At 45.5% G+C, this 19,908-nt stretch carries 11 protein-coding genes, 3 rRNA genes and 3 pseudogenes; 3 read left to right on the plus strand and 14 right to left on the minus strand.

Features of this window, described 5'->3' with window-relative positions; genetic code table 11:
- Positions 1-95: 95 nt before the first annotated feature.
- Positions 96-1,600 (minus strand): annotated as a pseudogene (ilvA, locus tag ONZ52_RS08055) (threonine ammonia-lyase, biosynthetic).
- A 290-nt stretch (positions 1,601-1,890) separates the two neighbouring features.
- Between ilvA and rpiA the strand changes: the two are divergent.
- Positions 1,891-2,562, plus strand: a complete 672-nt coding sequence (gene rpiA / locus ONZ52_RS08060; protein ID WP_265218134.1) for a ribose-5-phosphate isomerase RpiA — start codon at positions 1,891-1,893, stop codon at positions 2,560-2,562.
- A 70-nt stretch (positions 2,563-2,632) separates the two neighbouring features.
- On the opposite strand, the gene ONZ52_RS08065 is transcribed toward rpiA, so the two are convergent.
- Complete coding sequence (locus tag ONZ52_RS08065) at positions 2,633-3,601, minus strand: zinc transporter ZntB (RefSeq protein WP_265218135.1); 969 nt, start codon at positions 3,599-3,601, stop codon at positions 2,633-2,635.
- A gap of 147 nt (positions 3,602-3,748) precedes the next feature.
- On the opposite strand from ONZ52_RS08065, the gene ONZ52_RS08070 reads away from it, so the two are divergent.
- Positions 3,749-4,708 carry a class 1 fructose-bisphosphatase gene (locus tag ONZ52_RS08070; RefSeq protein ID WP_265218136.1) on the plus strand — a complete coding sequence of 320 codons (960 nt, stop codon included), beginning with the start codon at positions 3,749-3,751 and terminating at the stop codon, positions 4,706-4,708.
- A 102-nt stretch (positions 4,709-4,810) separates the two neighbouring features.
- On the opposite strand, the pseudogene wrbA reads toward ONZ52_RS08070, so the two are convergent.
- The 7 genes and pseudogenes from wrbA to ONZ52_RS08105 form a co-directional block, all read right to left on the minus strand.
- Positions 4,811-5,406: pseudogene (gene wrbA, locus ONZ52_RS08075) on the minus strand (NAD(P)H:quinone oxidoreductase).
- 544 nt (positions 5,407-5,950) lie between these two features.
- Positions 5,951-6,065: ribosomal RNA gene (gene rrf / locus ONZ52_RS08080) — 5S ribosomal RNA — on the minus strand.
- A 197-nt stretch (positions 6,066-6,262) separates the two neighbouring features.
- Positions 6,263-9,150 (minus strand): 23S ribosomal RNA (locus tag ONZ52_RS08085).
- A 332-nt stretch (positions 9,151-9,482) separates the two neighbouring features.
- Positions 9,483-11,025, minus strand: a 16S ribosomal RNA gene (locus ONZ52_RS08090).
- The 16S, 23S and 5S rRNA genes sit together here, the layout of an rRNA operon.
- A gap of 444 nt (positions 11,026-11,469) precedes the next feature.
- The gene (gene sfsA / locus ONZ52_RS08095; protein WP_265218137.1) at positions 11,470-12,186 is read right to left on the minus strand and encodes a DNA/RNA nuclease SfsA; all 717 of its coding nucleotides are present in this window, start codon (positions 12,184-12,186) and stop codon (positions 11,470-11,472) included.
- A 246-nt stretch (positions 12,187-12,432) separates the two neighbouring features.
- A complete protein-coding gene (locus ONZ52_RS08100) occupies positions 12,433-12,954 on the minus strand; it encodes an NADPH-dependent FMN reductase (RefSeq protein WP_265218138.1) in 522 nt (173 codons plus the stop codon).
- 1 nt (position 12,955) lies between these two features.
- Positions 12,956-14,149: an MFS transporter gene (locus tag ONZ52_RS08105; RefSeq protein WP_265218139.1), complete on the minus strand. Its 1,194-nt coding sequence runs from the start codon at positions 14,147-14,149 to the stop codon at positions 12,956-12,958.
- Positions 14,150-14,282: 133 nt separating this feature from the next.
- On the opposite strand from ONZ52_RS08105, the gene soxR reads away from it, so the two are divergent.
- Positions 14,283-14,741, plus strand: coding sequence for a redox-sensitive transcriptional activator SoxR (gene soxR, locus ONZ52_RS08110; protein WP_265218140.1), 459 nt, complete (start codon positions 14,283-14,285; stop codon positions 14,739-14,741).
- A 335-nt stretch (positions 14,742-15,076) separates the two neighbouring features.
- On the opposite strand, the gene ONZ52_RS08115 is transcribed toward soxR, so the two are convergent.
- The 5 genes and pseudogenes from ONZ52_RS08115 to guaA all read right to left on the minus strand — a co-directional run bounded on the left by ONZ52_RS08115 (position 15,077) and on the right by guaA (position 19,822).
- Positions 15,077-15,658 (minus strand): RES family NAD+ phosphorylase, encoded by a 582-nt coding sequence (locus tag ONZ52_RS08115; protein ID WP_265218141.1) that lies wholly within the window; start codon positions 15,656-15,658, stop codon positions 15,077-15,079.
- Positions 15,603-16,106, minus strand: coding sequence for a hypothetical protein (locus tag ONZ52_RS08120; RefSeq protein WP_265218142.1), 504 nt, complete (start codon positions 16,104-16,106; stop codon positions 15,603-15,605). The genes ONZ52_RS08115 and ONZ52_RS08120 overlap by 56 nt, the downstream gene beginning before the upstream one ends.
- A gap of 7 nt (positions 16,107-16,113) precedes the next feature.
- Positions 16,114-17,049: a sce7725 family protein gene (locus tag ONZ52_RS08125; RefSeq protein WP_265218143.1), complete on the minus strand. Its 936-nt coding sequence runs from the start codon at positions 17,047-17,049 to the stop codon at positions 16,114-16,116.
- A 182-nt stretch (positions 17,050-17,231) separates the two neighbouring features.
- Positions 17,232-17,948: a sce7726 family protein gene (locus ONZ52_RS08130; protein ID WP_265218144.1), complete on the minus strand. Its 717-nt coding sequence runs from the start codon at positions 17,946-17,948 to the stop codon at positions 17,232-17,234.
- A 297-nt stretch (positions 17,949-18,245) separates the two neighbouring features.
- Positions 18,246-19,822 (minus strand): annotated as a pseudogene (gene guaA, locus ONZ52_RS08135) (glutamine-hydrolyzing GMP synthase).
- Positions 19,823-19,908 lie beyond the last annotated feature (86 nt).

Below are 19,908 nucleotides of genomic sequence, written 5' to 3' on the forward strand. Positions count from 1 at the left end.
CGGCATACTAGAATCACACAGCCCTCGGACTGTCACCAATCAGAGGGCTGAATTCAAAAAAATAATGGTAGCAATAATAACCGATTTTCACGCTTTTAGCGAAAGAACAGCTTACAAGCTTGGTTGTTATTTTCATCTTGATAAGGATAGCCAAGCTCGTCTAGGAAATGCGTTACGTCGGTTTCTTCACCCACCGCTTGCAAACCGACTAAAACGCGACCATAAGCATCGCCATGATTACGATAATGAAACATGGATATATTCCATTGACCACCGAGTGTATTTAAAAATTTCAACAAGGCACCCGGACGTTCTGGAAACTCAAAACTGTACAGTAACTCACCTTTATCGCTGCGCAAATGCCCACCAATCATATGACGAACATGCACTTTAGCGGTTTCATCGTCTGTCAAATCAACGATTTCATAGTCTTTCAAGTCGGCCAATAACTCCTTACGACTATGAGGACTACCACCTAACGCCACACCAACGAAGATAACGGCTTCTTGATCATCGCCGTAGCGATAGTTAAATTCAGTGATATTACGGCCAACCAAAGCTTGGCAAAAATCCTTAAAGCTGCCTGGATGCTCAGGAATTTTTACCGCAATGATGGCTTCACGCTTTTCACCTAATTCAGCGCGTTCAGAGACATGGCGTAAGCGATCAAAATTCACGTTCGCACCACTGTTGATCGCAATCAGCGTTTGTCCTTTCGCGTCTTCACGCTCGATATACTTTTTAAGCCAGCTAAGGCGCAAGCACCAGCAGGTTCTGTGATCGCACGTGTGTCGTCATAAATGTCTTTAATCGCGGCACACATTTCGTCGGTGGTCACAGTGATCACTTCGTCGACAGTGTCTTTGGCGATCGCAAAGGTGTTTTGTCCGATTTCAGCCACCGCCACGCCTTCAGCAAAAATACCTACAGTCGCTAAGCGAGTTGGCTTGCCTTTCTCCATAGCAATTTTTAAACACGCCGCATCTTCTGGCTCAACACCGATGATTTTGATGTCTGGACGCAAATATTTCACATAAGCCGCCACGCCAGCGATCAAACCACCACCACCGACAGGAATAAAAATCGCGTCAATATTACCTTCATGTTGATGAAGGATTTCCATACCAATCGTGCCTTGGCCTGCGATCGTGTCCAAGTCATCAAATGGATGCACGTACACTTGACCTGTTTGTGCCATGATTTCACGAGATTTTGCCGAGGCTTCATCAAACGCATCACCAAACAAAACCACTTCTGCACCATGATTACGTACCGCACTGACTTTTACTTCAGGTGTGGTGGCTGGCATAACGATCGTTGCCTGAATGCCAAGTTTCTTCGCCGCCAAAGCCAAGCCTTGAGCGTGATTACCCGCTGACGCAGCAATCACCCCACGAGTCCGTTCTTCGGGTGTTAACTGACAAATTTTGTTGTATGCCCCACGAATTTTGAACGAGAAAACAGGCTGCAAATCTTCTCGCTTCAAAATAATCTCGTTGCCCAATCGATTTGATAATTGATTGGCACGAGACAGTGGTGTTTCTACGGCAACGTCATAAACGCGCGCCTGTAGAATCTTTTTGATCATGGTATGAGGCATAGTGTTTCCTAAACGAATATAAATCGACAACACGATGTTCTTAACGACATCTACGCTGACTGCTAGTCAAAAAAACCGAGTAGGAAATATACTCTTTCACTTCTCTTGGCGCAAAGACAGATGTCCTCTAAATCCACATTAAAAAGATATAAAATCGATAAATAGCCTGATCTGGCGGGGTAACAATCACACTTGGAAGCGCCTATAATATTTCCACCATCAGAGGTGGCTTAGCTTTTAAAATAAGCCAGACCCCCCTAATAAAACTATAACAGAAGGTGAACACCACCATGACACAAGACGAATTAAAACAAGCAGTTGCTAAAGCAGCCGTGGATTACATTTTGCCCATGCTAGAAGCAGACACTATAGTTGGTGTTGGCACAGGCTCTACCGCAAACTTGTTTATTGACGAACTAGCCAAATACAAAAACCGTTTTGACGGTACAGTGGCCAGTTCTGAAGCCACTGCAGAGCGCTTAAAAAAACATGGCATTCCTGTGTATGATTTGAACAGTGTTGACAGCATACGAGTGTATGTTGATGGTGCGGATGAATCAGATGAACATTTACACTTAATCAAAGGCGGCGGTGCCGCGTTGACTCGCGAAAAAATCGTCGTCGCATGCAGCGATGAGTTTATCTGTATTGCTGATGAATCCAAACTGGTAAACGTACTTGGTGATTTCCCTCTTCCTATTGAGATCATTCCGATGGCACGCGGTCACGTAGCGCGCGAATTGGTAAAATTAGGCGGTGATCCGGTTTATCGTGAAGGCGTTGTTACTGACAACGGCAACCACATTCTTGATGTCTACAATTTAAAAATTCTTGATCCTATTGCACTGGAAAAAAGCATTGATGGCATTGTTGGTGTCGTGACGAATGGCTTGTTCGCAAAACGTTCTGCAGACGTTTTATTGTTAGGCACAAAAGATGGCATCAAAACCATAAAGAAATAATGTCATGACATTCAAAGCCTCGAAAAAAGATCGAGGCTTTGAATAATGACAATGGGATTAAAACAGGCCGTTAAAACCAACGACTTCTTCGCATCAGCACAAACTGACCACCGCCCAACACCACCAAAGCCGCGCAGAACAACCAAAAGGCCGCATTACTGTCAGTGCCAGGCATACCACCAATATTAATACCGAATAACCCAGTCAAAAAACCCAATGGCATAAAGATTCCTGACAAAATCGACAAAACATACATGCGAGCATTCATTTTCTCGGCTTGTAAATTGGCAAACTCTTCTTGCATCAACAAACAGCGCTCACGCAATGACTCTAACCCTTCGACATAGCGAGTAATATCGTTCGCAGCTTCTTGTACGCGAGCTATTTGCTCTACGCTCATCCAAGATACGGCTTCTTGAGAGAGCTTGTTAATCGCTTCTTTCTGCGGCACTAAAAAACGTCTAAGACGAATCGTCTCGAGACGACGCTGAACAAGTGAATCTCGTTGTCCAGACTCAATCCCTTCACCAATGCTTTCTTCTAAATCAGCCAGCTCGTCTTCCAAATCAGTAATGACTTTTGCCATTCTATCCGTTAAGGTTTCCGTCAATGTCGCAACCACATCCGCCGTATTAGTCGGCCCTTCATTGTTATTAAGATCCTTCACAACGCCCTGCACCGACAATAACTTACGTCTTCGACTTGATACAATAAAATGTGGGGTTACCCAAAGACGTAAAGACACCATATCTGATGGATTTGATTCCGGGTTTAAATTAACCCCTCTCAGCGTCAACAATAGGCCTTTTCCCATTCTGACCGTTCGAGGTCGTGTCTCTTCTGCAAACAAAGCCTCTACCGCTGTTTCTGGAATACCCTCCACACTTGACAGCCACGTATAGCCTTCTTCTTCATAACAATCTAAATGCACCCATCGACAGCCTTGCTCAGGTAAAATCTTAGGCAAATCTGAAAGTGGCAACGACTTAGCACCACCTTGACCATCAAGCTCAAGATTGTGTACAACAAACGCAGACATATCTATTCCTCTCAACATTTTTCGTAGATTATCGGAAAACGTTGGTTTTCCCTATTTATTTTGCCTTCCAATTCCTAGCTTGGCTGACACTCATAGCCTAGAGTGGCATAATTTAAGCCACTTCAAATAACAAGGAAATGCCATACCATGCAAAACTTATCTGATGTTTTAGCATCCAGCGCAACACCGAAAACATTACAAACTGTGTTAACGGTAACAACCAACACCTGCATTGCCATATCCGATGCGCTAAAACAGGGTTCACTAGCAGGTATTTTAGGCATGGCTGGCAATGAAAATGTTCAAGGTGAAGAACAAAAGAAGCTAGATGTCATTTCAAACGACATGCTTAAAGACGCTCTCACCGCTTGCCCTGCCGTGAGAGCCATTGCTTCGGAAGAAGAAGACTACATAGTACCAGCCAATACCGATGGCGAATACTTCATCGCCTTTGATCCATTGGACGGTTCGTCTAACATCGATATCAATGCCATGGTTGGTACTATCTTTTCAATCTATCGCCAAACCGGTGACCAACCTGCAACCGAAGCGGATTTCTTGATTCCTGGTAAAGAACAAGTCGCGGCAGGTTACGTTCTGTATGGCCCATCAACCATGTTGGTTCTAACAACAGGCAATGGCGTTAATATGTTCACCTACGATCCAACCAAACACGTCTTCATATTAACCCACGAAAACGTTCAGGTGGCACAAGACACACAAGAATTTGCCATTAATATGTCGAATCAACGCTTCTGGTCTGCCAGCATGCAAAACTACGTTAATGACCTAGTGAAAGGCAAAGATGGCATACGCGGTAAGAACTTCAACATGCGCTGGGTAGCCGCTATGGTGGGTGACGTACACCGCATCCTTTGTCGCGGCGGTATCTTCATCTATCCTTGGGATAACAAAGATCCATCTAAAGCAGGCAAGCTACGTCTAATGTATGAAGCTAACCCAATGGCCATGCTTCTAGAACAAGCTGGCGGTAAAGCCCATACCCACACTCAACGCATTCTGGACATTCAGCCAGAAGCCATTCACCAACGTGTCGCCGTCATTCTTGGCGCTGCAAACGAAGTGGATAAGTGCCTAAGTTATTAACAAAATAAAAGTATTGAGCCATACTAGACTTAATGTGGATAGGTTAGTTGCAACAAAAAAGGGCAAACGGAAACGTTTGCCCTTTCAATTCATAACATAAATTTATGCGCTTAACTTAGCCGCAATTTCAGCAACATGTTTACCTTGGAATCGCGCCATCGCAATCTCTTTGTCTGACGGCATACGACTACCATCAGCACCAGCAATGGTTCCAGCCCCCAGCGGTGAGCCACCTTTGACTTCACTTATATCCGCCAATTCTGGACAAGAATAAGGTAATCCCACAACGACAAAACCATGATGAAATAAAGTCGTATGAAAAGACTGTACAGTGGTTTCATTGCCGCCACCCGTACCAGTGGAAGTAAAGACACTGCCCACTTTACCAACGAGCTTGCCTTGAGTCACAAACCGCCAGTCATATCTAGGAAGTTACGCATTTGAGACGCCATATTACCGAAGCGGGTTGGCGAGCCAAAAATAACAGCATCATAATCCGCCAACTCTTCAGGCTTAGCAACGGGAGCTTGCTGATCCAACTTGATACCCGCATTCTTCGCCACATCTTCCGGCATCAACTCAGGCACGCGCTTAACATCGACATGCGCACCGCCACTACGAGCACCTTCGGCCACCTCTTGCGCCATTTTTTCGATGTGACCATAGCTTGAATAGTAAAGAACCAATACTTTTGTCATCTCAAACTCCTTCCTTTATTTAAAATGTCATTTCATTGTAGACCTGATTTCCAAAAATTAAAGGGAATAGTTAGAGTTCAAACTTATTTGAACTTTATTTGGACATTAATGAAGACTATCTTCAAAAACCAACCTAACAAGACAAACATAAGTGAATTGGTGAGCAAATAGAGAAGCGAGTAATAAGGGACAACCTATTCTGATAGATGGCACAGGCAATCTCTTTTAATGACGCGCCCAGATAGACAAATAAGGCGTTCTCTTTTGATGACCCGCGCAGACGCGTCGGAGTATGAAACAGGCACAAACTGAGTACGAGAGGGTAAGCCATTACTACGTGGCATGAATTCAGATAGACGACATAAGGCGCGCTCTTTTGATGACCCGCGCAGACGCGTCGAAGAATGAGACAGGCGCAAGCGGGGCACAAAAGAGCAAGCCATTGCTGCAGGAGTAAACCATTACTGCGTGCACGTGAAGACGGCTAACCGTAGACGAAAAAAAGCCCTGACAGCATCAGCTATCAGGGCCTTCTTAATATAAAGCTTGACGACGACCTACTCTCACATGGGATCTCCCACACTACCATCGGCGATGGCGCTTTTCACTTCTGAGTTCGGGATGGGATCAGGTGGTTCAACGCCTCTATGATCGTCAAGCAATTCGTTTTGCGTTTTGTTCTGGCTGGACTCTTTTCGTCTCACCACAACACGCGAATACGTGCTTGGATCTTTAACAATTCATTTTGAAATAGTGATAACCAAGTATCAAACCGATGCTCATCATTGCTGATGCTTTATCGTAATCTGTGTCTGTGATTGTAGCGTTTCCGCTTTAAAAACCACTTTGGTGTTATATGGTCAAGCCTCACGAGCAATTAGTATTGGTTAGCTCAATGCCTCACAGCACTTACACACCCAACCTATCAACGTCCTAGTCTCGAACGGCTCTTTAGGGAACTTATGTTCCAGTGAGATCTTATCTTAAGGGAGGCTTCCCGCTTAGATGCTTTCAGCGGTTATCCCGTCCGAACATAGCTACCCGGCAATGCCACTGGCGTGACAACCGGAACACCAGAGGTTCGTCCACTCCGGTCCTCTCGTACTAGGAGCAGCTCCTCTCAAATCTCAAACGTCCACGGCAGATAGGGACCGAACTGTCTCACGACGTTCTAAACCCAGCTCGCGTACCACTTTAAATGGCGAACAGCCATACCCTTGGGACCGGCTTCAGCCCCAGGATGTGATGAGCCGACATCGAGGTGCCAAACACCGCCGTCGATGTGAACTCTTGGGCGGTATCAGCCTGTTATCCCCGGAGTACCTTTTATCCGTTGAGCGATGGCCCTTCCATACAGAACCACCGGATCACTAAGACCTACTTTCGTACCTGCTCGACGTGTCTGTCTCGCAGTTAAGCGTGCTTTTGCCTTTACACTCTATGCATGATTTCCGACCATGCTGAGCACACCTTCGTGCTCCTCCGTTACTCTTTGGGAGGAGACCGCCCCAGTCAAACTACCCACCACACAGTGTCCTCGATCCGGATTACGGACCTGAGTTAGAACCTCAAACATACCAGGGTGGTATTTCAAGAGTGGCTCCACGGTAACTGGCGTCACCGCTTCAAAGCCTCCCACCTATCCTACACAAGTAGGTTCAAAGTTCACTGTGAAGCTATAGTAAAGGTTCACGGGGTCTTTCCGTCTAGCCGCGGATACACAGCATCTTCACTGCGATTTCAATTTCACTGAGTCTCGGGTGGAGACAGTGTGGCCATCGTTACGCCATTCGTGCAGGTCGGAACTTACCCGACAAGGAATTTCGCTACCTTAGGACCGTTATAGTTACGGCCGCCGTTTACTTGGGCTTCGATCAAGAGCTTCGCTTGCGCTAACCCCATCAATTAACCTTCAAGCACCGGGCAGGCGTCACACCCTATACGTCCACTTTCGTGTTTGCAGAGTGCTGTGTTTTTAATAAACAGTCGCAGCCACTGGTATCTTCGACCGACTAGTGCTTACGGAGCAAGTCCTTCACACCGGCCGGCGTACCTTCTCCCGAAGTTACGGTACCATTTTGCCTAGTTCCTTCACCCGAGTTCTCTCAAGCGCCTTGGTATTCTCTACCTGACCACCTGTGTCGGTTTGGGGTACGGTTCCTGCATATCTGAAGCTTAGAAGTTTTTCCTGGAAGCATGGCATCAACCACTTCGCCCAAAGAGGGGCTCGTCATCAGTTCTCGGTCTTAAAAGGGCTCGGATTTGCCTAAGCCCTAAACCTACCGCCTTAAACACAGACAACCATCGCTGTGCTGGCCTAGCCTTCTCCGTCTCTCCATCGCAATATGCACGAGTACAGGAATATTAACCTGTTTCCCATCGACTACGCATTTCTGCCTCGCCTTAGGGGCCGACTCACCCTGCCCTGATTAACATGGGACAGGAAACCTTGGTCTTCCGGCGGGGAAGTTTTTCACTCCCTTATCGTTACTCATGTCAACATTCGCACTTCTGATACCTCCAGCCTGCCTTACAGCTTGACCTTCAACGGCTTACAGAACGCTCCTCTACCATGCCTAGTAAACTAAGCATCCGTAGCTTCGGTGTACAGTTTTAGCCCCGTTATATCTTCCGCGCAGGCCGACTCGACTAGTGAGCTATTACGCTTTCTTTAAAGGATGGCTGCTTCTAAGCCAACCTCCTAGCTGTCTAAGCCTTCCCACATCGTTTCCCACTTAACTGTAACTTTGGGACCTTAGCTGACGGTCTGGGTTGTTTCCCTTTCCACGACGGACGTTAGCACCCGCCGTGTGTCTCCCGTAATTGCACTCATTGGTATTCGGAGTTTGCATGGGGTTGGTAAGTCGGGATGACCCCCTAGCCCAAACAGTGCTCTACCCCCAATGGTGAGATACGAGGCGCTACCTAAATAGCTTTCGAGGAGAACCAGCTATCTCCGAGCTTGATTAGCCTTTCACTCCTATCCACAAGTCATCCCCAGCCTTTTCAACGGATGTGGGTTCGGTCCTCCAGTTGATGTTACTCAACCTTCAACCTGCTCATGGATAGATCGCCCGGTTTCGGGTCTATTCCCAGCAACTAAACGCCCTATTAAGACTCGGTTTCCCTACGGCTCCACTACATGTTTAACCTTGCTACTGAAAATAAGTCGTTGACCCATTATACAAAAGGTACGCAGTCACGGAACAAGTCCGCTCCCACTGCTTGTACGTACACGGTTTCAGGATCTATTTCACTCCCCTCACAGGGGTTCTTTTCGCCTTTCCCTCACGGTACTGGTTCACTATCGGTCAGTCAGGAGTATTTAGCCTTGGAGGATGGTCCCCCCATATTCAGACAGGATAACACGTGTCCCGTCCTACTCGTTTTCATGATTAAGGTGTTTTCGTATACGGGGCTATCACCCTCTATCGCGGCACTTTCCAGAGCCTTCTACTAACACCAAAACCACTTAAGGGCTAATCCCCTTTCGCTCGCCGCTACTTAGGGAATCTCGGTTGATTTCTTTTCCTAAGGGTACTTAGATGTTTCAGTTCCCCTCGTTCGCCTCCTCACAGCTATGTATTCACTGTGGGATACTCTACAAGTAGAGTGGGTTCCCCCATTCGGACATGTTCGGATCAAAGCCTGTTTATCGACTCCCCGAACCTTTTCGCAGATTACCACGTCCTTCATCGCCTCTGACTGCCAAGGCATCCACCGTGCACGCTTGGTCACTTGACCATATAACCCAAAATAGTTTCGGATCACATACCAAAGGGCTTTTGTACCCCTCTGGATTTACGATTTAGAAAGTCATCTAGGTTAAAGATGCTTTCCACCGGTTTGACGCTTGATTATCGTCTATTTCAAAATTCGAATTGTTAAAGAGCAAGTTTAGTGCAAAGCACTAAGTCAGAGACTAAACCATCACTTGCGTGACGCTTTGTTTAGTGTCTTGCTTAAAGCTTTGTCGCTAAGCTTTCTAAACTAGATACTGTATCTCGCCAATGAATAATCATTAACTCATACCATCAGATAATTTGTGTGAACGCTCACCAGAGGTTTCTATCGTTTAAGGAGGTGATCCAGCCCCAGGTTCCCCTAGGGCTACCTTGTTACGACTTCACCCCAGTCATTGACCACTCCGTGGTAAGCGTCCTCCTTACGGTTAGACTACCTACTTCTGGAGCAATCAACTCCCATGGTGTGACGGGCGGTGTGTACAAGGCCGGGAACGTATTCACCGTGACATTCTGATTCACGATTACTAGCGATTCCGACTTCATGGAGTCGAGTTGCAGACTCCAATCCGGACTACGACGTACTTTCTGGGATTCGCTTACTCTCGCAAGTTCGCAGCCCTCTGTATACGCCATTGTAGCACGTGTGTAGCCCTACTCGTAAGGGCCATGATGACTTGACGTCGTCCCCACCTTCCTCCGGTTTGTCACCGGCAGTCTCCTTAAAGTTCTCGGCATTACCCGCTAGCAAGTAAGGATAAGGGTTGCGCTCGTTACGGGACTTAACCCAACATTTCACAACACGAGCTGACGACAGCCATGCAGCACCTGTCTCAGAGTTCCCGAAGGCACAAACACATCTCTGCGTTCTTCTCTGGATGTCAAGAGTAGGTAAGGTTCTTCGCGTTGCGTCGAATTAAACCACATGCTCCACCGCTTGTGCGGTACCCCCGTCAATTCATTTGAGTTTTAACCTTGCGGCCGTACTCCCCAGGCGGTCTACTTATTGCGTTAGCTGCGCCACTAAGTCATTACAACCCAACGGCTAGTAGACATCGTTTACGGCGTGGACTACCAGGGTATCTAATCCTGTTTGCTCCCCACGCTTTCGCACCTCAGTGTCAGTATTAGTCCAGGGTGTCGCCTTCGCCACTGATGTTCCTTCCTATATCTACGCATTTCACCGCTACACAGGAAATTCCACACCCCTCTACCATACTCTAGCCTGCCAGTATCGGGTGCCATTCCAAGGTTGAGTACTGGGATTTCACATCCGACTTAACAAACCACCTACGCGCGCTTTACGCCCAGTAATTCCGATTAACGCTTGCACCCTCTGTATTACCGCGGCTGCTGGCACAGAGTTAGCCGGTGCTTCTTCTGGGGCTAACGTCAAGATAATTGGGTATTAACCAATCACCCTTCCTCACCCCTGAAAGTGCTTTACAACCCTAAGGCCTTCTTCACACACGCGGCATGGCTGGATCAGGCTTGCGCCCATTGTCCAATATTCCCCACTGCTGCCTCCCGTAGGAGTCTGGGCCGTGTCTCAGTCCCAGTGTGACTGGTCATCCTCTCAGACCAGTTAGAGATCGTCGCCTTGGTAGGCCTTTACCCTACCAACTAGCTAATCTCACGCAGGCTCATCTAATAGCGGAAGGCTCCGAAAAGTCCCCTCCTTTCCCCCTCAGGGCGTATGCGGTATTAGCATGCGTTTCCACATGTTGTCCCCCTCTACTAGGTAGATTCCTACGCGTTACTCACCCGTCCGCCGCTCGTCACCCAAGAAACAAGTTTCTCCGTGCTACCGCTCGACTTGCATGTGTTAAGCCTGCCGCCAGCGTTCAATCTGAGCCATGATCAAACTCTTCAGTTAAAAAGTTTGCTTACTCAAAATCTATTACACTAACAATAACTTAATCATTTCATCATCCCGAAGAACAACGAAACAACATAAAGCGAATTGACGTGTTAGACGTTTCGCAAGACTTCAATTTTTTTGACCATCTCGAATCAGTTAAAAACCAATCCGGATAATCTTCTGAAGCCTCCAGCGAGCGCCCACACAAATTATCTGATTATCTATTTTAAAGAGCGTCTGATACTTCGTTCAACTTACTTACCTTAGTAAGTGCAAACTCTTGTTTGCGTCGTTGTCCGTGTCAGTGGGTGCGTATAATACGCATCAGAATTTTCTATGCAAGGACTTTTGGTTTTTCTTTCAGTTTTTTTAAATAAAATCAAAACCGTTCAAATAACCACCAAAAAGCCGCTTTTTTGGTTATAAAGCAACCAAACAACATAAGTGTTTGTGTGAGCCTTACGTCAGTTTAGGCATTTTTACTGGGACAGAACGAGCCACGGCCATTCCTTTTGTATCGATCGCCACTTGGTAGGCAATCACCTCAACACCTTTTTCAATCACTTCCATACACGCTTGAGCATACTTCTTATCAATATGCACCGCAGGGGTAACCGAATCGATCCCCGTGTGACTAACACAGAAGAACATCACCGCTCGATGACCTTCTGCCACCATATTGGCAAGCTCATACAAATGCTTGCGTCCTCTATCGGTAACCGCATCCGGAAAATACCCTATTCCATCTTCTTCGAGCAACGTGACGTTCTTCACTTCTACATAACACTTCTGCCCATCACCACCCGTTAATAACCAATCAATACGGCTTTTTTCGCCATACTTCACTTCGGCCTTTTGCTCAACGTAGCCCGTAAGCTCTTCTACCACTCCATTCGCAATAGCTTCACCAACCAACTTGTTTGGGTAGCCAGTATTAATACAGGCTAGATATTGCTCGTCGACTTCCACCAGCTCCCACGTATACGCGAGCTTACGCTTTGGGTTATCGCTTTTGGATAGCCACACACGGGCATTCTCTTGTTGGCAACGCTTCATTGACCCGGTATTCGGGCAATGGGCAACGACCACCTCACCGCTCGGCAATTCAATGTCCGCCAAGAAGCGCTTATAACGCTTTAGCAATCTTCCTTCTATTAAAGGGGTTGGAAACTCCAAGTAAATACTCCTATCTTTCATCTAGAAAAGAAATCCTGTCGAACACGCACAAGAAAAACACGCCTTATTCATTAAAAGCCTTCGCTCAATCACTTCGCCTACTTGCAACACTTGATAGTCCAAGTATCGCATGATCTTTCAACGCCCCCCACAATTCTCACAACGCTAAACAGCAAATAGGGATTGCCGTGCAGACAAAACAAGAACGACCTCCAATGAGAGCCTTAAACACATTTATAAAACACATTAAAGCCGGCTGATCGCAGCCAATAAACGCTCATTGAATGCGCGATCAATGACAATTGCTTTCACTTCATTAAAATTATCATAGAAATTGGGCAAGGAAATGGCATCGATTACATTAGCTGCAAAATATGGCGCGGAGTTTTTTGCAGCAGCCAATACACTTTGTGCTCCACTGGCCCCTGGTGATGTCGACAGCATAATAACGGGCTTACTTTGAAAGACTTCCATGTTGATTCGAGATGTCCAATCAAACAGATTTTTATAAGCCGAGGTATAGGACCCGTTGTATTCGGCAAAAGACATGACGATGCTATCGGTCGAACCAATGGCGTTATAAAAGTCGTGTGCTAATTGTGGAATGCCCGATTCTTTTTCTCTGTCCTCGCTGTAGATTGGCATTTCAAAGTCGTTAATGTCGATCAGCGACACATCTGCGTTGTTGATTTGTTGGGCAGCATAACAAGCCAGTTTCTTGTTGATAGAGTTTTTACTGTTGCTTGTGCTGAAGGCCAGTACTTTCATTTTAGTTTCCTTTATTGACGTTTGTAGGGAGAGTAGATTGTTTTTTCAGGGTGGCGGCGCCTGCAATGGCTAGAACTAAAGTAAAAAACCCTGCTAATAAGTAAAAATCGCTGTATCCCAATTGGGCGATAAGAACGGAGGTGACAAAAGGTGAAACAAATTGCCCAATGAAGATGCTGCTGGTCAGTACGCCAGATGCGAGTCCGCGTTTGTTGCTTGGCACAAGCTCCATGCCTTTTACCATGAAATTTGGCATTACCAATCCCATGCAAGCGCCCATGAGGCCGCAACCGAGAATAACTAAGCCGAACGATGTGGCTTGTGATAGCACAAGCATACCAAGACTCATGGCAATAAAGCCGATGAGTGCGACGCCATAGTTTTGGATTTTGACAACCAGCTTGCCAAAGAACACACCAGCTATCGCGGCGATTAATGTTCCCATTCCGATTGCCAAGCCTGATTTGCTTGGATCAGTGATGCCAATATCCGCCATAAAAAATGGAATTTGCGTTGGCAGGATATAAAACACGATTAGGTGACAGAAAATCAGAATAGAACAGCCGATGAGCGGGAGTTTCCAGTTCGTATTGGTATCATCTTGCTGGTTATCGCTTGGCTGAGTGGTTTGCTTGCTGTCGCGAATAGATAGGAATACAAGCGGCACCAACAGAATAGCAATGGCGTAGATATAAAAAGGGAGTCGTGCGCTTATGCTTGCTAAATAGCCCGCTGTGACGATAAAGAGGATACCGCCAATATTAGAAAAGGCTTGTTGCAGCCCCATAAATTGGCTTCTTTTTTGCCCAGAATAATAATCGGTTATGAGCGCCGTTATGGCGGTCATCAGTCCTGCGACACATATACCCAAAATGGCTCGACTGATAATAATGGCTTCTAAACCCAGCAGCTGTGCGCCAGCGGCACCAGCGATGGCAAAAACAATAGTCGCAATAAGGATTTGATTTCTACGACCAAACTTATCGGCTGTCCAGCCTAATATTGGCGCGAAGATCACTACAAACAAAGCCGGAATTGGTAACAGCATCTTTACCAAGAAATCAGCTGCAGGCGTTCCCGAGAATTCACTCGCCAAACCGGGTAACGCAGGAGCAATAGTAGCGTTAGACATTACTGTTAGTGTGGAAATCAGTAGCAAGCAAAGTGCTCTGGATTCTAATAGATTGGTTTTCATTAAGGCTCTCTTTTTTAGGCATAAATAGCATTTTTTCACAGCTCTCTCAGCGACTTTATTAAATGCTGAACTTGAGCTGATTTGAATTTGAGTCTATTCTGCTACCTAAACTTAAGTTTAGGTCAAGCGTCAAATGCGAAAAATAATAATGCCTGAGTGGATTTCTGTGGGTGTGTTAAGCGAAAGGACCGGCGTATCGGTGTCGGCTTTACATTTCTATGAAAGGAAAGGTTTGATAAAAAGCCAAAGAAATACATCCAACCATAGGCAATACCCAAAACATGTTATTCGTATCGTTTCTCTGATTCAGGTTGCTCAGCGGACAGGATTTTCTTTGGAAGACATTTTGTTGGAGTTTGAAGGACTACCAAATCGAACCCGCGTCACCCTAGAAGATTGGGAAGCCCTCGGTGCAAGATGGCAAAAAGAACTGGATAGGAAAATTACTCAACTGACCGAGCTGAAAAATATGATGGCGGACTGTATTGGTTGCGGCTGCCTTTCCCTTGAGCGATGTCGACTCATGAACCCATACGATAAACTAGGTGAAAAAGGCACTGGGGCACAGTTGTTGACGAAATGGCACAAGTAGCTTAAAAACACCTTTTTATTCACGACCTAGACCCACTCCCCCGCGGGCATAGAGACAACCTAATAATTATCGGCGATGCCTTCAGCGACACAAACCGTACAGGGAGTTTCTACTGAGCAATTGAGTAAACTCTATATGGAAGGGTTGATCAGTAATAACCAAAAACAAAAAACTCGCTTCGACGAGGCGGGTTTTTAGCGTTTCTATTGATTCAGTCAGATGTTACCTAACTGAATTATTCCCATTAGATGATGGCAATATAAAAAAACATCGAGTTCAGCATCTTGAATTATTTTTTTAATTGTCATACATTACGATACTGGTTCTATACACTATCAACTTATTTGCGCAGCAACCTGAACAGACACCCGTTCTACATTATAAATGACAACTTCTCCACCAATAGCCTGATTGGGGTCAAACAAGGCAAGATTAATCCCCTCACTAACAGAGCTACGATAAACAACGCCATCAAATCCTTTCTTTTTAATAAACTCACACAAATACTGGCTAGGAATGTAGTCTATAGCAGCACCTGAAGGCTGAACTGGCCTTGTCAACTCTTCCCCCAAACGTTCTAGAAAAGGCAAATCTGCCCGCAATTGAGCTATTTGCCTTGCGTCTTCCAAAATGAAAGGAGAAACAAGTTCACGAGGGTTGCGCAAATCCACAGCCTTAATTTCAGGAATATCAAACGTGGCTACGCAAGCGATTTCGCCTGTATGAGGTCTAACCTCAGCTACAGCTGTCTTGGGTAAAGAGCCTAAGTAAAGATAGGGTATTCCTGCAGGGTTTGCACGTCCATTTGAAGAACGCCTTTTAGGTGGAGCACCCATTTTATCTATTTGAAAAGTTCCATCCTCACTCTGGATTCGAGCACGATACCAGCGCAATGGTAACTCTTTTGCTATTAGCATATCTAAGAGGCTCTTTGAGACGTTCCTCATCTATAGTTACATCGAGAAACCAACGATTCGAGTACATCATTTCATCACGCAGTCGATCCCACTGGGCTAGACCATCGCTACTATAACTACTGGAAGGCTGAAATGTACGACGAACAATTTCACCGTTATTAAGAATTTCACTAAGTAGATCTTTTGCATGAGCTATATCCATACGATCGTGACTAAATATCAACCAATCATCTTTCATCCACTCAACTAATATTTTTCCATCGGAACTTGGCTCATAAACATTCACCAGAAGCTCAAAATACTCAGCTAAACTTGCTGGAGTAACTAATGACGTGTTAATTGAACCACAAAAATCGCAAGTTCCCTCTTTTGGCTCCAGTGTTGGAAATATCTGATCTCGTAAAACTCGATCACCAAAACATTCAGGGCAACAGAAACGCTCAGCCATAGCTACCTCACTTCAAATAGTTAGCAAGCGTTTCAATGTGATGCTTCATAGAAAGCTTCTTCACATAACCTAGACCTGGGAAGTGACCTTTAGCATGAAGAACTCTGAACTCCTCAATTGCTTTGCCTTCAAAAATACCCGAGCTACCGCTATCTAACTTAGTGATTAGCTTATGGAGTGCTTGAGCAAATTTTCCTGCAGGGTCTGTAGGAGTATCCTTTGTATCTGAAACAAAATGATAAATATACATCACGTCATCCTTTTCGCGATCAATAAAAGTAAGGTGAATTGCTACTGCATAGGCTGGTCCACCACCTTCAGTATATGCATCACCAACCATCAGGAAATCCCCGAAACCTCTCATACCTAACTCAAGGTAAGTGGCATGAAGCTCAGAAAAAGTCTCTACTTCTGGGTAATCTGCATTACGCTGACGGTTGAAACCATCACGAATCAAAATGCGTCGACTTTCAGAAAAATGTTTTCGGTATAGTAACTTTGCATAATCATCAATAAATATATTGGTTATCTCATGCATACGCCCTTCAAGCCTAGCAGCTAAAGCTTTTGGCTCAGTAAACCCCATATGGACTAGTACTGGATTGTGAGGCACGTGCCTCTCAAAGCAAGAAAAAGCATCATCAACCGATATACCATTACGTAGAAGAATCCCTGCTGATATATTCGTTGAGCCAGAAAACTCATCCTCAAGAAAGCTAGTTATATTAGCGCCATCATCTTGATGATCCCCATGATGAGGATTAACTATTACTATAGCTTTACCACCTGCATCATGAATCGCTTCTAGCGCTCTTTTCAGACCATTCAATGACTCACGAACAGGTTCAATCACAGGTATAAAGTCTTTTTCAGCTAAAAGCCCAGCCATTTCACGAATCGTTATTAGCTCATATTGCTTTCCACGAAAATATGGGTAGTACATACGTCGATTAACTCCATGTCATTGCCGCATGTAGCGGGGTTTCTGTCGCATTGATCAACCTTATTTGATCCGAGCGTCGCACAGATACAGATAACGCAGCTGTCTGTAAGGATTTCGGTAAGCTTTCAACAAAGTCTCTAAGAGAAGCAAGTTCTCGCGTTCGTTTTAGCGTTTTTACCATTTCAAAATGCAAAGTAGCTGGGTCGAGTCTCAGAAAACAGCTCTCGTAGTACGGCATGTCTTTGGGTATTAGGAACATCAGGGACCTTTACTCCTAAATGTTCAAGGATCTCAATACTTTCAGTGATACGCAAAGACTCAAATACTGTACGAGGACAGACTCTTTCAGGACTATTCTTGGCCTCACGTATAGTCTTTATTTGATATCGCTTAGTAAGACACATAATTCCAATATCATCCGATACGGTTTCAATAATGCCATCGATATGGTCTTCACTAGATATAACATTAACTTTTGCAAATACGCGCTTATAGTTCTCTATTTGATTTTCAAGCCGAGTCAGCGAATCTCGCTCAGACTTTATTTCATAAACGGTTGCTGTACCGTTTAAAATCACAAGGTCGGCTTTACAATTACCAGCTCGAAACTCGTTAAGCATTGAGGCTGTACGAAGTGAATGGGTTCCAAGAAGCACTTTTTGACTCACTGCTGCTCGATATATGTACTCATCACGATGCCCAACAACTTTAAGTATATTAAACGCAAAATCAAACGCTTCACCGACCGTTGCGTTAAGACCCAACTGATCAACTAATTCAGTTTCTCTAAGCAAACGAGAGAATAATGTTGACTGCCCCTTTCTTGCCATCTCCCGAAAGACAGTAGCTGAAAAAAACCTCGTCAAAGCTGAAAATTGAGTTGCTTTATTGATCTTCATCCAAACACCAGAAAAACGCCTTTACACAAAATATATCAACCTTAGGAAGAGCCATTAGCCCTACTTAAGCCCATGACTTCAGACGATCTTCATCCTTTCAATCAAATTAAATATTACACTTCATACTAGCATTCAAGTTCAATTTAAGCGATGAAAAAGACAGCCACTCCCATTTCAAGTTCTTAATTTTAGGTCATTGTCACAACTCTTCTTTTCTTCAGGCAATAAAAAAACCCGCTTCGACGAGGCGGGTTTTTAGGTGTTTCTATTGATTCAGTCAGATATTACTTAACTGAATTATTCCCACTCGATGGTAGCCGGTGGTTTAGAAGACACGTCGTAGGTCACGCGGGAAATGTGTTCGATCTCGTTGATGATTCGACCAGACACTTTTTCTAGCAGTTCGTACGGTAGGTGTGCCCAACGTGCGGTCATGAAGTCGATGGTTTCTACAGCACGTAGCGCAACCACGTATTCGTAACGGCGACCATCGCCCACTACGCCGACAGATTTCACCGGTAGGAAGACAGCGAAGGCTTGGCTGGTTTTTTCGTACCAACCGGATTTACGCAGCTCTTCGATGAAGATAGCGTCAGCGCGACGAAGGATGTCGGCGTATTCTTTTTTCACTTCGCCAAGGATACGAACACCAAGACCAGGTCCTGGGAATGGGTGACGGTAAACCATGTCGTATGGCAAGCCAAGTTCAAGACCAAGCTTACGCACTTCGTCTTTGAACAATTCACGAAGTGGCTCTACCAATTGGAACTTCATGTCTTCTGGCAAGCCACCCACGTTGTGGTGAGATTTGATAACGTGCGCTTTACCTGTTTTAGACGCTGCAGATTCAATCACGTCTGGGTAAATCGTCCCTTGTGCTAGGAAGTCCACATCGGTCAATTTCGCCGCTTCGGTATCGAAGATGTCGATGAAGGTGTTGCCGATGATTTTACGTTTTTTCTCGGGATCCGCTTCGCCCGCTAATTTACCAAGGAACAAGTCTTCCGCGTCAACGCGGATGACTTTGACACCCATGTTGTCGGCGAACATTTTCATGACTTGGTCGCCTTCGTTCAAGCGTAGCAAGCCGTTGTCGACGAATACACAAGTCAGTTGGTCGCCAATGGCTTTGTGAAGCAATGCCGCTACCACAGAGGAATCTACCCCTCCAGAAAGCGCCAATAGTACTTTGCGGTCGCCTACTTGCTCTTGCATGCGTTCAATGGCGTCTTGAGCAATGTTCGCAGGTGTCCAAAGGGTGTCACAACCACAAATATCCACAACAAAACGAGATAGGATACGACCACCTTGTAACGTATGGGTTACTTCTGGGTGGAATTGCACACCGTAGAATTTCTTCGCTTCGTGCGCCATAGCAGCGATTGGGCAGCTTTCGGTAGACGCCATAAGAGTGAACTCTTCTGGCATTTTGATGACTTTATCACCGTGGCTCATCCATACGTCTAGCAAGGCAACGCCGTTGTTAGCCACATGGTCTTGGATGTCGTCGAACAATGATGGGCCTTCGTGCTTGCGAATTTGTGCGTAACCGAATTCACGAATGTCAGAGCCTTGAACTTTACCGCCCAACTGCTCAGCCATGGTTTGCATGCCGTAGCAGATACCAAAAACTGGCACGCCCATTGTAAAGACCACTTCCGGTGCGCGTGGCGGCTCGGCTCTGGCACGGATTCAGGGCCACCAGCAAGGATGATGCCTTTTGGGTTGAAGTCGATCACTTCTTGATCTTCCATATCAAAAGCGCGAACTTCACAGTACACACCAATTTCGCGAACACGACGCGCAATCAGCTGAGTATACTGAGAGCCGAAATCAAGAATAAGAATTTTATGAGCGTGGATATCTTGCGACATTGTTAGCCATTCCTTTCACTCTGCCAATAAAGAATCAAATGCTTTGCGACAGACGTAATTAATAAGTAATTGGAGCGATAAATAAA

The sequence above is a fragment of the Marinomonas rhodophyticola genome (genome assembly GCF_026113935.1).
GTDB classification, from domain to species: Bacteria; Pseudomonadota; Gammaproteobacteria; order Pseudomonadales; family Marinomonadaceae; genus Marinomonas; species Marinomonas rhodophyticola.

Bases quoted from the DNA above. Each gene is read 5' to 3' on its own strand.
- rpiA (WP_265218134.1), top strand. From the start codon at position 1,891: ATGACACAAGACGAATTAAAACAAGCAGTTGCTAAAGCAGCCGTGGAT.
- ONZ52_RS08065 (WP_265218135.1), bottom strand. From the start codon at position 3,601: ATGTCTGCGTTTGTTGTACACAATCTTGAGCTTGATGGTCAAGGTGGT.
- ONZ52_RS08070 (WP_265218136.1), top strand. From the start codon at position 3,749: ATGCAAAACTTATCTGATGTTTTAGCATCCAGCGCAACACCGAAAACA.
- ONZ52_RS08100 (WP_265218138.1), bottom strand. From the start codon at position 12,954: ATGAAAGTACTGGCCTTCAGCACAAGCAACAGTAAAAACTCTATCAAC.
- ONZ52_RS08105 (WP_265218139.1), bottom strand. From the start codon at position 14,149: ATGAAAACCAATCTATTAGAATCCAGAGCACTTTGCTTGCTACTGATT.
- soxR (WP_265218140.1), top strand. From the start codon at position 14,283: ATGCGAAAAATAATAATGCCTGAGTGGATTTCTGTGGGTGTGTTAAGC.
- ONZ52_RS08115 (WP_265218141.1), bottom strand. From the start codon at position 15,658: ATGCTAATAGCAAAAGAGTTACCATTGCGCTGGTATCGTGCTCGAATC.
- ONZ52_RS08120 (WP_265218142.1), bottom strand. From the start codon at position 16,106: ATGGCTGAGCGTTTCTGTTGCCCTGAATGTTTTGGTGATCGAGTTTTA.
- ONZ52_RS08125 (WP_265218143.1), bottom strand. From the start codon at position 17,049: ATGTACTACCCATATTTTCGTGGAAAGCAATATGAGCTAATAACGATT.
- ONZ52_RS08130 (WP_265218144.1), bottom strand. From the start codon at position 17,948: ATGAAGATCAATAAAGCAACTCAATTTTCAGCTTTGACGAGGTTTTTT.